General features: G+C 63.5%; 12 protein-coding genes. 2 read left to right on the forward strand and 10 right to left on the reverse strand.

The features are described 5' to 3' along the window. The first annotated feature begins 87 nt into the window (after window positions 1–87). Together QX132_RS15315 and QX132_RS15320 are read left to right on the forward strand one after the other, a co-directional pair. Window positions 88–1,614 (forward strand): UbiD family decarboxylase, encoded by a 1,527-nt coding sequence (locus tag QX132_RS15315; protein WP_316161754.1) that lies wholly within the window; start codon window positions 88–90, stop codon window positions 1,612–1,614. Beyond that, entirely contained in the window at window positions 1,611–2,243 is a 633-nt protein-coding gene (locus QX132_RS15320) for a UbiX family flavin prenyltransferase (protein ID WP_315714245.1), read from the forward strand. Before QX132_RS15315 ends, QX132_RS15320 begins: the two co-directional genes overlap by 4 nt. 132 nt (window positions 2,244–2,375) lie before the next feature. Here QX132_RS15320 and QX132_RS15325 read toward each other — a convergent pair whose 3' ends face one another. The 10 genes from QX132_RS15325 to QX132_RS15370 form a co-directional block, all read right to left on the reverse strand. Beyond that, window positions 2,376–2,690: a metal-sulfur cluster assembly factor gene (locus tag QX132_RS15325; protein ID WP_316161756.1), complete on the reverse strand. Its 315-nt coding sequence runs from the start codon at window positions 2,688–2,690 to the stop codon at window positions 2,376–2,378. After that, window positions 2,687–3,196: a DUF2249 domain-containing protein gene (locus tag QX132_RS15330; RefSeq protein ID WP_316161758.1), complete on the reverse strand. Its 510-nt coding sequence runs from the start codon at window positions 3,194–3,196 to the stop codon at window positions 2,687–2,689. The genes QX132_RS15325 and QX132_RS15330 overlap by 4 nt, the downstream gene beginning before the upstream one ends. Before the next feature lie 10 nt (window positions 3,197–3,206). Further along, window positions 3,207–4,544 carry a hypothetical protein gene (locus tag QX132_RS15335; protein WP_316161759.1) on the reverse strand — a complete coding sequence of 446 codons (1,338 nt, stop codon included), beginning with the start codon at window positions 4,542–4,544 and terminating at the stop codon, window positions 3,207–3,209. Between the two features lie 334 nt (window positions 4,545–4,878). Further along, window positions 4,879–5,451 (reverse strand): DUF2478 domain-containing protein, encoded by a 573-nt coding sequence (locus QX132_RS15340; RefSeq protein ID WP_316161761.1) that lies wholly within the window; start codon window positions 5,449–5,451, stop codon window positions 4,879–4,881. Between the two features lie 79 nt (window positions 5,452–5,530). Next, window positions 5,531–5,824 carry a hypothetical protein gene (locus tag QX132_RS15345; RefSeq protein WP_316161763.1) on the reverse strand — a complete coding sequence of 98 codons (294 nt, stop codon included), beginning with the start codon at window positions 5,822–5,824 and terminating at the stop codon, window positions 5,531–5,533. An 11-nt stretch (window positions 5,825–5,835) separates the two neighbouring features. Then, window positions 5,836–6,600: a peptidylprolyl isomerase gene (locus tag QX132_RS15350; RefSeq protein WP_316161764.1), complete on the reverse strand. Its 765-nt coding sequence runs from the start codon at window positions 6,598–6,600 to the stop codon at window positions 5,836–5,838. A gap of 63 nt (window positions 6,601–6,663) precedes the next feature. Further along, a complete protein-coding gene (narI, locus tag QX132_RS15355; protein ID WP_315714236.1) occupies window positions 6,664–7,386 on the reverse strand; it encodes a respiratory nitrate reductase subunit gamma in 723 nt (240 codons plus the stop codon). Window positions 7,387–7,397: 11 nt separating this feature from the next. Next, window positions 7,398–8,108 carry a nitrate reductase molybdenum cofactor assembly chaperone gene (narJ, locus tag QX132_RS15360; RefSeq protein WP_316161765.1) on the reverse strand — a complete coding sequence of 237 codons (711 nt, stop codon included), beginning with the start codon at window positions 8,106–8,108 and terminating at the stop codon, window positions 7,398–7,400. Next, window positions 8,108–9,628: a nitrate reductase subunit beta gene (gene narH / locus QX132_RS15365; protein ID WP_316161766.1), complete on the reverse strand. Its 1,521-nt coding sequence runs from the start codon at window positions 9,626–9,628 to the stop codon at window positions 8,108–8,110. The genes narJ and narH overlap by 1 nt, the downstream gene beginning before the upstream one ends. Continuing rightward, window positions 9,625–13,377, reverse strand: coding sequence for a nitrate reductase subunit alpha (locus QX132_RS15370; protein ID WP_316161767.1), 3,753 nt, complete (start codon window positions 13,375–13,377; stop codon window positions 9,625–9,627). Before QX132_RS15370 ends, narH begins: the two co-directional genes overlap by 4 nt. Between the last annotated feature and the right edge of the window lie 5 nt (window positions 13,378–13,382).

A 13,382-nucleotide genomic window follows, 5' to 3' on the forward strand; every position in this document is an offset into this window, starting at 1 on the left:
CCGGATCGGCGGGGGAAGTATTTGACCCGGAACAAAGATCACACTGATTGTTCCAGCTACGAGGCGTTTTTTGAACGGAGCCTATCGTTGCGACGTGATGTCCCTCGCTTCCGCGAGCTGTCGGATTTCCTGCGCTTTCTCGACGAGCGGGGACAGCTGCGACGCATTCGCGACAGCGTCTCGGTCGTCCACGAGATCACCGAGATCCATCGCCGCGTCATCTCCGCCGAAGGGCCCGTGCTGCTGTTCGAACGACCGATCAAGGCATGCGGATCGCTCTCGGCAATGCCGCTCGTCACCAATCTGTTCGGCACCGTGGAGCGAGTGGCCTGGGGCATGGGCGTGCAGCCGGAACGATTGGCGGAGCTCGGCGAGATGATGGCGGAGTTGCGCGCCCCCCAGCCGCCGCGCGACATCAGGGAAGCGCTGCAGAAGCTGCCGCTGGCACGCGCAGCGCTGTCGACCCGGCCGAGGCTGCGATCAGCCGCGCCGGTGCATGAATGTGTCACGATGGGCGATGACATCGACCTGACCACCTTGCCGGCCCAGATCTGCTGGCCGGGCGAGCCGGCGCCGCTGTTGACGTGGCCGCTCGTCATCACCGTGCCGCCGGACGCGTCCGCCGGCGAGCAGGAAAATGTCGGCGTCTACCGCATGCAGGTGCTCGGCCGCGATCGCGCCATCATGCGCTGGCTCGCCCATCGCGGCGGCGCCCGCCACCACCAGCTGTGGCAGGCGCAGGGGCGCGACATGCCAATTGCGATCGTGATCGGGGCCGATCCCGCCACCATCCTCAGCGCCGTGTTGCCGTTGCCCGAGACCATCTCCGAGCTGCGCTTCGCCGGCATCCTGCGCGGCGACCGTCCCGAGCTGGTCGAATGCCTCACCGTGCCCCTGACGGTGCCGGCGGCAGCCGAGATCGTGATCGAGGGCATCGTGTCGGCCACGGAGACCGCGCCGGAGGGGCCCTATGGCGATCACACCGGCTACTACAACGCCGTCGAGAGCTTTCCGGTGCTTCAGGTCACCGCGATCACCACGCGTCGCAGCCCGCTCTATCTGTCGACGTTCACGGGACGCGCGCCGGACGAGCCGTCTCGAATTGGCGAGGCGCTGAACACGCTGTTCGTCCCCTTGATCCGACGACAATTCCCGGAGGTCGCCGACTGCTATCTGCCGCCGGAGGCCTGCTCCTACAGGATCGCCGTGGTAGCGATCGAGAAGCGCTATCCGGGCCAGGCCCGCCGCATCATGCTCGGCCTGTGGTCGATGCTGCCGCAGTTCAGCTACACCAAGCTCCTCATCGTGGTCGACCAAGACATCGACGTCCGAGACTGGCGCGCGGTGATGTGGGCCGTCGCGACGCGCAGCGACTCCTCGCGCGACCTGCTGCCGCTTGCCAACACGCCGATCGACTATCTCGACTTCGCCTCGCCAAAATCCGGCCTCGGCGGGAAGCTCGGCATCGACGCCACAACCAAGCTCGGGGTCGAGACCGAACGCCCCTGGGGCGAGGTGCTGGCGATGAACCCCGCTGTAGCCGCGCGCATCGACGCGATGTGGCCGAGCCTCGGCCTCGGCGACGCCATAGCCGGCCGGACGGCCTCGGCATGAACGGGCGGCATCACGTCATCGTCGGCATCAGCGGCGCCTCGGGCGCCGCGATCGGTGCGCGCATCGTCGAACGGCTCGCGGAGCAGCCGCAATGCGCGGTCCATCTCGTGGTGTCGGACGCTGCCGTGCGCACCTTGCACGAGGAGGTCGGCCAGGGCGGCCTGGCGCGGCTGCGCGATCTGGCGGCGCATGCTCATGATGTCGCCGACATCGGCGCGAGCATCGCCAGCGGCTCGTTTTCTGCAGCCGGCATGATCGTGGCGCCCTGCTCGATCCGCACCCTCTCGGCGATCGCCTGGGGCCAGCTCGACAACCTGCTGGTCCGCGCCGCCGACGTTCAACTCAAGGAGCGCCGCCGGCTGATACTCCTGGTGCGGGAGAGCCCGCTGCATCTCGGTCATCTCCGAGCGATGACGCAGGCCACCGAGATCGGCGCGATCATCGCGCCGCCAATGCCGGCGTTCTACCTGAAGCCCCAGTCGCTCGATGACGTCATCGAGCAGATCGCCTGTCGCGCGATCAACCTGCTCGGCGTCCCCGGGCTCCACGCCAACGCGCGGGAGTGGCTTCCAGACCGGACGACCGAAGCAGGCAACCTTGTTGAGATAGGGAAGCAAGACAGACGATAGGATTTGAAGACAGAACACGACAGACGCACTCGGGCGATGGGCCGAAGGCGTCCACGGCGGTTGACGTGTTCTTCGACGAGCGGGCGTAACGACGCCGCCTCTCCGGCCGAGCCGCTGCCAGCTTTCGTTCGGTCAGTTGACGTTGTTGAAACCCAGCGCAGCACGAACGGCCGGATCAATTCTGGATGGGGTCCAAGGCGGATCGAATGTCAACGTCACGTCCACGGCTTCGACGCCCGCAATCTCCGCAATGCTGCTTGCGACCCCTTCCTTGAGAAAACCTGTTGCGGGGCACCCGGGCGTTGTGGCCGTCATCGTGACATGCACGACGCCATCCGTCGCCGTGATCTCATAGATGAAGCCGAGATCGACCACGTTTTCCCCCAGCTCCGGATCGATGACCACGCGCATTGCGTCGCGGATGCGGTCGATGACGTCGCGGCTCATAGCGGAGCCCTCACCGACAGTTCGTAGGTCGATCCATCCGGCGTAAACCCGCCGAGCCAGCGAAAGCCACGCTTCTCAAGTTCAGGGAACAGGAAGACCGGCTCGCGGCCCAGAAGTGCCGACAAGGTCTCTCCAGGGCCCAACTCCTCCGCGGCCGCGAGGATGCGCACCATCGGCTCGGGTGGGTCGAGCTCTCGGTTGTCGAGCGTGACTACGGGATCTGGCCATCGCTCGAATGCGAGGCTGGCACCAGCGTCTTCCTGACCGGCGTCCTCGGCAGCCAACGGCGAAAACAGCACTTCCCAGTCGCCATCGTCGAGCGGTCGATCGGTGTGGGCGAAGCCCTTTCCTGCCATGACGGAGAGCAGCGGAACCGGCCTGAAGCTCGCGATCAGCCGCACACACTGGCCTGGCGCCAGCCGGTCGACCGCGTCCATGATGATGGAGAACGGTTCGCCCCCGGCCCTGAGAATCGGTCGGACGTCGACGTCAATGTACGCGGTCATGGCTCTCCTCCTAGTTTCTGGCGAACAACAGGCTTGGCGCGATGGCTCCGGCCGGAAGCCTCCGGGAGCCCGCAACATCGGAAAGACGTCGGACTCGCACAAGCTCGTGTATGATTCCAATACTGCCCACGGCCATGACCGCCGCGGCGCCGCGAAACGCCTGGCCCTCGCCCATCATCAACATGATGGTCGCCGCCCAGACGCCTAGAAAATAGATGATGAACCACTTCTCGGACCGACGTTCCACCGCCAGGTCCTGAACCCGTGGCGTCGGGGCGCGCCCCATCACGGGACCGTAGGTTTCGAGCCAGGTCAGAAAGGCGACAATCTTGTAGAGCTTCGCGAATATGAGACCAGACAGCCAGCCGAACACGGCCAAGAACGCGAACGCGCCGACATGAACGCCGACCTTTCCGGTGACGATGATGACGGTGCCGAGCGTCACCGTCGCCGCCAGATTGGCGAAAGACACGGTTGCCATCCGCATGTTCAGCTCGAGCTGGCGCCGTTTGCGGGAGCGATAGATCGTCGCGATGTCCCGTCCATAGAGCGCAAGCGAGATCACCCCAAGAACGGCAGCGAGGATGAGCACGGCTCCGAGCTCGGCCTCGAGGCCGATTGCGAACAATCCGCCGACGACTGCCACCGATAGGGCGAGCGCACCAAATTTCAGCGCGGATGTGCTCTGTCGGTCGCCGAGGTCCGCCGAGAGCATGAACATGGCCAGCAGGCGATAGCTCACCCCCATGGCGGTCAGGGTCAGCCAGCCTCCCAGCCCGGCAATCGCATGGATCGGAATCGCCGCGGCCAGGAGCGCGTCGCCGAAGGCGCCCGCCGATCCGGCGAGAGCAAACGCGAACGCGGCGCCGAGCGCGACAGTTGCGCATAACGCGCCAAGTCCGGCGATGACAAATAGAGCAGATCCCTTCGGCTGGCTGAAGAGAGTCAGGCCCAGATCGAGCGCGACCATCGCCAGACCCGCGCCGAGCACCACGCTGCCGGCCGGCAGAAGCCAAACGGCTGGAGCAATTCGTCCGGCCAGTGAGAGGAAGCCCAATATCAAGCAGACCAGACCGACGTTGATGAGGAACAAGGCCGGCAAGGCCCATTTGTCGAAGGGGAGCGGCCTTGCGACGAGAACGGGAACGAACTGGAACAAGGCGCCGCATACCGAGAGACTGAGCCAACCGATACAGACCGCATGCACAACGACAAGCGTATCGGGAGCGCCGAGCTCTGCGGCGGGGTAACCGAGTCCGCCGACCAGCATTGCCAAGGCAACGAGCAGCCACCCCAGCGCTGCCGCGAAATAGCTCATCGTCCAGCGCGAGATTTTCGCCCCAATCATGAGCGGCTCCAGTTCTTGATCGCGGACGCAGCACTCGCGACGACGATGCGCCATTCGGCAGTTGCCGTCGCCCGGAGGAACGCAGCCAAGGGGACGCGAACGTTGAGCTTGCGCCATACAATCCCCGGCGATCGGAAAGATGCTAAACTGGCCCGACCGGCCATTCTTTGTCGGAGCGCAACATTCTGCGTCATCAGCGTCGTGATGACCACTCCAGCTCGACCGGCGGACTCCCTGTCGCGTCGAGGAACATCCATGTCAGCCGGCAGACATCTTCGGGGGTCTGGCTTGGCAGTTCTGTGTCCCCCGCCCCCTCGATTGCTCGCAATCGCAATCAGCGCAGCTGGCTGGTTGAGTCTATAGTTCGATCCTGCCGAACACTTTCCAGCCACCGCTCCACGTCTCCGCGGGCTTCGAGCTCAACCCCCATATCTCCGGCGAAACCTCTCCAGGCATCGATATTGCTGCGCGGCACGCCGACAAGCGTCGGTATCGCAAGGTCCAACGCGCGGGCAATCAGATCAAGCGTTCCGCCTCCCCCGCACTCTGCCTTACCAAATTTGTTCAACACCAGGATGTTTGGACGCGCATCCAGGCTGGCGAGGACTCGAACTGTCACCTCTGCCAGCGCCGATTCATCCAGCCGGCAACCTCTCGCTCCCGATCCACGATCCTCGAAGATCGGCGTTTGATTTGCCGTGTCGATCTCCTCGAGCAGGACGTCGCACCTGCGATTTTCGTCGAGGAACAGCCTTCGCTGCAGTGCGCCGGCGACCTTCAATCGCGCTCGACGCGAGTGATCCACGAGGTGATCGAACGTCTCGTAGGGATACTTCCCGTCGTCGTATACGAGCGCCACCAGCGGCGCGGCCGCAACGCCGACTTTCTCTACCGTCTCATCGTGCATGCGAATCCCAACATCAATTTGATGCCTCGACAATTTTTAACCCGCCCCTCCAGCACAGATGGCCTGCGGTGGATCCGTTCTAGGAGTGATCGATTTCATCCCTCTGCAGCGACCACTTGATCATGGACGTCAGACAGACGATCGCGGGGTCGGCGGCGCCGTCGATAGAGCTCATCAACCCGAGCCAATCCTCGTTCTCTGCGAGATTTGCAAAGCGCCGGACAGCAGCCGACGCATACTCACCGACTTCCTCGCCGAGGCGATCCGCGACAGAGCTGATGCGCACCAGGAGCGTGAGGTCGCCACACCCCTGCAACACCGCACTCGACTTCGCGTCGTCACTGAGATCGTGAATGAGATCCCCGAGCAGCATGATCGCCCCCTCTACTGCGGCAGTACCGATTGCGGCGCCGGCAACGTCACGCCAACGATCTCCGCGCGGCCTGCCAGATTGGCTACATATTGCGCGAGCGCCTGATGCCGCACACGCTCGGTGAGATATTGCGAAATGCGCGCCCTTGCCATGTCGAACGGCAGGACTTGTCCAAGGGCCCGTCGGTCGAGGCGCACGACATGGATACCAAAGCGTGTCTCAATCAGACCGACCTCTCCAGCCGACATCCGGGCCAGCGCGGCGTCGAACTCTGCGGTCGTCTGCCCACGCGACAGCTGCCCGAGCCTGCCACCATTCTCCGCCGAGACCCTGCAACCGGAGCGTTCGCGCGCGATGGTCTCGAACAGCTCCGGGCTTCTCCGCACGGCCTCCACGATCGTCCGCCCCTCGTCTCGCGCAGCCGATCGAGCCATCGAATCGCTGCTCGGCGCGATCAGCAGGATGTGAGACGCTTCGTAGAGTTCACCGACCAGAAACCGCTGCCTGTTCTGATCGTAGAAGCGACGGCACGTCGATTCGTCCGGCTCGTGTATCAGAACCTCGCGTGCGATCAGCGCCCGCATCGCCGCTTCTTCCTCGGTTTCGCTGCGACCTTCGGCATCGCGCAGGGGAGCGGCCGTTATGCCGAGCCGCATGACCTCCTGTCTCAGCAATTCGCGCACCGCAAGCGCGCGCGCCGCCGCTTGCCAGGCGAGGATCGGCTTGTCCGACGGATGGTTCTGAACTTCCCGGGCAATGACGTCGCGTTCGATCACGACCCCGTTCACACTGACCGGCTTCGGCTTTGGAAGCGCCGCGCCCAATGAACAGTCCATCGGCTACTCCGCGGGCTGAATTGGTTGCACAAGATGACGGCGCCCGTCGCGGCTGCGCACCACCTGATAGCCGCGGCGGCCGAGATACCACACCGGCGCACTCCAGATGTGGACCAGGCGGGTGAAGGGGAAGAGCAGGAAGATGGTCATTCCCAGGACCAGATGCGCCTTGAAGATCGGATGGACGTCGACAATGTTGGCGGCGATTCCGGGCTGCAACGTGAGAATGCCCTGCGCCCAGGCCATGAACTTGACCATCTCATGACCATCGAGATGACCGAGCGACACAGGGATGGTCGCCAAGCCAAGCAGCAGCTGGACGAACAGCACCAGAAGGATACCCGTGTCAGCAAAAGACGACGTCGCGCGAATCCTGGGATCGAAAAGCCTGCGATGCGCGAGGAGCGAAATACCGACCAGGCACATCAGTCCGGCGCCGCCACCGGCGACGATCGCGAGCATCTGCTTGAAGCCGTGGGACACGCCGAGCATGTCAAACACCCAGATCGGCGTCAGCAGCCCGACGAAATGACCCGCAAAAATGAAGAGGATCCCAACATGGAAAAGGTTCGAGCCCCAGATCAATTGGCGCCGCCGAAGCAGCTGACTCGAGCCTGAGCGCCACGTGTATTGCTCGCGGTCGAATCGAATCAGACTGCCGACCAGAAAGACTGTCAGACAGAGATAGGGATACCAGCCGAAGACGATGGCATTGAGCGTTTGCATGGCCAATCCCCTCATTGCAACTGTGACGGCGGCGCGTTGACCGCACGTTTGGCGTGGCGCAGTTTTGCGATCAGATTGTCGTGCCCACAGGCTGCCTGGTCGCCCCCTCCCGGGCCAAACCTGACCTCTTCATCCTCCCAGGCCGCGTCGAGCGCGTGCAGGTCCATCGGATCCACGTCCGCCGCCTTCAGCAGCTCATCGACGATCTCCACGCGGGGCTGCTCCGCGGCGATCTGGAGCAGCGCATCGAACACCGCCCTATAGCTCGACTGCCGACGCCCCAATCGTTCCGCGAGCGCGGCGATGATGTGACTGGTATGGCCGAGCAACTCGCGCGCGTCCGCAAGCTCCCGGGTGGCGAGGAATTCGAGGAACAGCGGCAGATAATCCGGCAGCTCGTTGCCGGCGATGACGAGGTTCGCACGGTCATACATGGCCCGCAGGTCAACCATGGCCTGGCCGCGGTCGCGGCCTTCGCCATGGACGTGCTCGAACAGATGCAGCGCCAGGGTCTTGCTGCGATCGAACAGCAGGCCGTAGCGCTCCTGCAGGTCGTAGACGTCGCCCGTGGCGATCTCCTGCAGCAGCACATCGAGCTCCCGGCGAATGCCGGGCTGGACGAGGCCTTCCTGGTCGAGCACCCGCGCGAGCTCCGGGATGGCCGTGATCAATTCCCCGCTCGGATAGTTCAGCAATGCCGACAGCACCTTGAACGTCTTCATCAGGCGACCTCCATCGGGTTCTTGGCCTTACGCGGCGATCCGAACAGGTTGACTTCGCTTTCGCCCCCGGAGCAGCCGTTGCCGAACGAGAAGCCGCAGGAGCCGCGGATATCAAACGCGTCGGCACCGAGCTCGCGGTGCGCGGTCGGGATCACGAAGCGGTCCTCGTAGTTGGCGATCGCCATGATGTGGTACATGTCGTCGATCTGCGGGCCGCTCAGGCCGACGCGCCTCGCGATCGCCTCGTCGACCACGCCATCGATGGTCTTGGCCCGCATATAGGCACGCATGGCCAGCATTCGCTCGAGCGCCAGCGTCACCGGCTTCTCGTCGCCCGCAGTCAGCAGATTGGCGAGGTACCGCATCGGAATGCGCAAGGATTTGACGTCGGGCATCTCGCCATCGTGCCCGATTTTGCCAGACGAGGCCGCCGACGTGATCGGCGACAGCGGCGGCACATACCAGACCATCGGCAGGGTCCGATATTCCGGGTGCAAGGGGAAGGCGACCTTCCATTCCATCGCCATCTTCCAGATCGGCGACCGTATCGCCGCCTCCAGCCATGCATGAGGGATGCCCTGGCGCTCGGCTTCCGCAAGCACGTTCGGATCGTTCGGATCGAGAAAGATGTCGAGCTGGGCCTGGTAGAGATCGCCCTCGTCGGGCTTGGCCGCGGCCTCTGCGATGCGGTCCGCGTCATACAGCACGACACCGAGATAGCGAATGCGCCCGACACAGGTCTCGGAGCACACGGTCGGCTGCCCCGCCTCGATCCGAGGATAGCAGAAGATGCACTTCTCCGATTTTCCCGAGGACCAGTTATAATAGATCTTCTTGTATGGACAGCCGGAAACGCACATTCTCCAGCCGCGGCACTTGTCCTGATCGATGAGGATGATGCCGTCCTCCTCGCGCTTGTAGATCGCGCCGGACGGGCAGGATGCGACGCATGCCGGATTGAGGCAATGCTCGCACAGCCGCGGCAGATACATCATGAAGGTGTTCTCGAACTGGCCGTAGATCTCCTTCTGCACGCCGTCGAAATTGACGTCCTGAGAGCGCTTGGCGAATTCGCCGCCCAGGATCTCTTCCCAGTTGGGTCCCCACTCGATCTTTTCCATCCGCTCTCCAGACACCAGCGAGCGCGGCCGTGCCGTCGGCATCGCAGATGCCTCGGGCGCACTTTGCAGGTGCTGATAGTCGAAGGTGAACGGCTCGTAGTAGTCATCGATCTCGGGGAGGTCGGGATTGGCGAAGATATTCGCCAGAACCCGCCACTTGCCGCCGATCCGCGGCTGGATCGACCCGTCGCGATTGCGCGACCAGCCTCCCTTCCAGCGGGACTGGTTCTCCCAATCCTTGGGATAGCCAACGCCTGGCTTGGTCTCGACGTTGTTGAACCACGCGTATTCCATCCCCTCGCGGCTGGTCCAGACGTTCTTGCAGGTCACGCTGCAGGTGTGGCAGCCGATGCACTTGTCGAGATTGAGCACCATTGCGATCTGAGCACGGATCTTCATTCTGCAGCCTCCGAGGGAGTCGTGGCCGACCGGTCAGCAGTCGGCTGGTCCAGCCAATCAATCTTCGACATCTTCCGGACGATGACGAACTCGTCGCGGTTGGCGCCGACCGTGCCGTAGTAGTTGAAGCCATAGGCCTGCTGAGCGTAGCCCCCGATCATGTGCGTCGGCTTCGGAACGACACGCGTGACCGAATTGTGGATGCCGCCGCGCTGCCCCGTCTGCTCGGAGCCCGGCACGTTCACGATCTTCTCCTGAGCATGATACATCATGCACATGCCCTGCTTGACCCGCTGCGAGACCACGGCGCGCGCAACCAGCGCGCCATTGGTGTTGTAGGCCTCGATCCAGTCATTGTCGGCGATACCGGCACCCTTTGCGTCGATCTCGCTGATCCACACGATGGGACCGCCGCGCGACAGGGTCAGCATCAGTAGATTGTCGGTATAGGTGGAGTGGATGCCCCACTTCTGATGGGGCGTAATGAAGTTCAGGATGACGGACGCATTGCCATTCGGCTTGCGATCGATCACCGGCTTGACGGTCTTGGTATCGATCGGCGGCCGATAGACGCAGAAGCCCTCGCCGAAGGCCCTCATCCATAGGTGATCCTGATAGAGCTGCTGCCTGCCGGTCAGCGTCCGCCACGGGATCAGCTCGTGGACATTGGTGTAGCCGGCGTTGTAGCAGACCTTCTCCGACTCGAGCCCCGACCAGATCGGCGACGAGATGATCTTGCGCGGCTGCGCGACGACGTCGCGGAACCGGATCTTCTCATCCTCCTTCGGAATGGCGAGATGAGCATGGTCGCGGCCGGTGAATTGCTCCAGGGACGACCACGCCTTGACTGCGACCTCGCCATTGGTTTCCGGCGCCAGGCTGAGGATCACCTCGCAAGCGTCGACCGCACTGTCGATGCGAGCCAGCCCCTGGGTCGGCCCGTCGTCAGCGACGACGCCGTTGAGACGCTTCAGGAGCTCGACCTCATGGTCGGTGTTCCAGGCCATCCCCTTGCCGCCATTGCCGAGCTTGTTCATCAACGGTCCAAGCGAGGTGAAGCGCTTGTAGAGATTCGGATAGTCACGTTCGACCACGGTGACCGCTGGCATGGTCTTGCCGGGGATCGGATCGATCTCGCCCTGCTTCCAGTCCTTGACGTCGAACGCCTGTGCGATTTCGCCCGGACTGTCATGCATGATCGGGGTCAGCACGACGTCCTTCTCGACCCCGAGCACTTCGGGCGCGACCCTGGAGAAGGCCTCGGCGATCCCCTTGTAGATGTCCCAATCGCTGCGCGATTCCCACACCGGATCGATCGCCGCCGAGAGCGGATGGATGAAGGGATGCATGTCGGACGTATTGAGGTCGTTCTTCTCGTACCAAGTGGCCGTCGGCAGCACGACGTCCGAATACATGCATGTGGTCGACATCCGGAAGTCGAGCGTGACCAGCAGATCGAGCTTTCCTTCCGGGGCCTCTTCGTGCCAAGTGACCTCGACCGGTCTATTGTGGCCCTGGTCGCCAAGATCCTTGCCGATCACGCCATGCTTGGTGCCGAGCAGATGCTTGAGGAAATATTCGTGGCCCTTGCCTGAGGCGCCGAGCAGGTTGGAGCGCCAGACGAACAGGTTGCGGGGCCAGTTCTTCGGATGATCGGGATCCTCGCAGGAGAGCTTCAGCTCGCCCGACTTCAAGGCCTTCGCGACGTAGTCCTTCGGCTCCAGGCCGGCGGCGGCGGAGCGCTTCGATACCTCGATCGGATTGGCCTGCAGTTGCGGCGCGGACGGCAGCCATCCCATGCGCTCCGCGCGGACATTGTAGTCGATCAGCGCTCCGTCCCAAGAACCGGCCGGTGCGGTCGGTGAGAGAATCTCGCTGACATTGACCGTCTCGTAGCGCCATTGGTCGGTGTGAGCGTAAAACGCCGAAGTCGAATTCATCTGCCTCGGCGGGCGCCCCCAATCGAGCGCAAAGGCGAGCGGCGTCCAGCCCGACTGCGGCCGCAGCTTTTCCTGACCCACATAATGCGACCAGCCACCGCCGGACTGGCCGACACAGCCGCACATCACCAGCATATTGATGATGCCGCGATAGTTCATGTCCATGTGGTACCAGTGGTTCAGACCGGCCCCGACGATGACCATCGAGCGCCCCCGGGTCTTGGACGCGTTCGAGGCAAACTCGCGGGCAACCGCGATGATCTGGCCGCGCGGCACGCCGCAGATCGCCTCGGCCCATGCCGGAGTGTACGGTTCCAGATCGTCGTAGCTCCTGCCGAGGTGGTCGCCGCCGAAGCCGCGATCGACGCCATAATTGGCGGCGAACAAATCGAACACAGTGGCCACGACCGCCTCGCCATCGGCAAGACGAAGTCGCTTCACCGGCACGTTGCGGGTCAGCACATCCGGATGATTGGTGCCGCTGAAGTGATCGTGCTGACGGTTGCCGAAATAGGGGAATCCCACCGGCGCGATGTCGTCCTCGATGCCGGCCAGAGACAGCCGCAGCCGAGTGTCGTTGTTCGCCGAGCTCTTCTCTTCCAGGCTCCACTTGCCTTTTTCGCCCCAGCGGAAGCCGACCGATCCCTTGGGCACGACAATGGCCCCGCTGATCTCATCATAGGCGACGGTCTTCCATTCGGGATTGTTGGCCTCGTCGAGCGATGTGGCGAAATCCGAGGCGCGCACGAACCGCTCAGGAACGAGCCGTCCCTCGGATTTCACCAGCCGCACCAGAAATGGCATATCCGTATACTGGCGCACATAGTCGTTGAAGTACGGCGTCTGCCGGTCGATGTGAAACTCCTTCAGGATCACGTGACCCATCGCCATCGCGAGCGCCGCGTCGGTGCCCTGCTTCGGCGACAGCCAGAGATCGGCGAATTTCGCGGCCTCGGAATAATCCGGACAGACAACGACGCTTTTGGCCCCCTTGTAACGAACCTCAGTATAGAAATGCGCATCCGGCGTACGCGTCTGTGGCACGTTGGAGCCCCACAGCATCAGGAAGCCTGAATTGTACCAGTCCGCGCTTTCAGGTACGTCGGTCTGCTCGCCCCAGGTCTGTGGCGAGGCCGGCGGCAGGTCGCAATACCAATCGTAGAACGACATGCAGACGCCGCCGAGCAGCGACAGATAGCGCGCGCCGGCCGCGTAGCTCACCATGGACATCGCCGGGATCGGCGAAAATCCGAACACGCGGTCCGGACCATGGGCTCTGACCGTATAGGCATTGGCTGCCGCGATCAGCTCATTGACCTCGGCCCAACTCGCCCGCACGAAGCCGCCCAGTCCGCGCGTCTGCACATAGTCCGAGCGCTTGCCCGGATTCTCGACGATCGACTTCCAGGCTGCGACCGGCGTCATCCGCGCTCGCGCCTCGCGCCACAGCCTGAGCAGCCGCGAGCGCACCAGCGGATATTTCACCCGGTTTCCGGAATAGAGGTACCAGCTATAGCTCGCGCCGCGGGCGCAGCCGCGCGGCTCATGATTGGGAAGATCAGGGCGCGTCCGGGGGTAGTCGGTCTGCTGGGTCTCCCAGGTGACGATGCCGCCCTTGACGTAGACCTTCCACGAGCAGGAGCCGGTGCAGTTCACGCCATGCGTCGAGCGCACGATCTTGTCGTGCTGCCAGCGCTTGCGATAGCCCTCCTCCCAGGAACGGTCCTCGGTCGTCGTCACGCCGTGTCCGCCTGCGAACTCCTCCTTGGCTCGGGTGAAGAAGGTCAGCCTATCGAGAAAATGGCTCATCGTTT

The organism is Bradyrhizobium sp. SZCCHNRI20481, assembly GCF_032485055.1.
GTDB lineage: Bacteria > Pseudomonadota > Alphaproteobacteria > Rhizobiales > Xanthobacteraceae > Bradyrhizobium.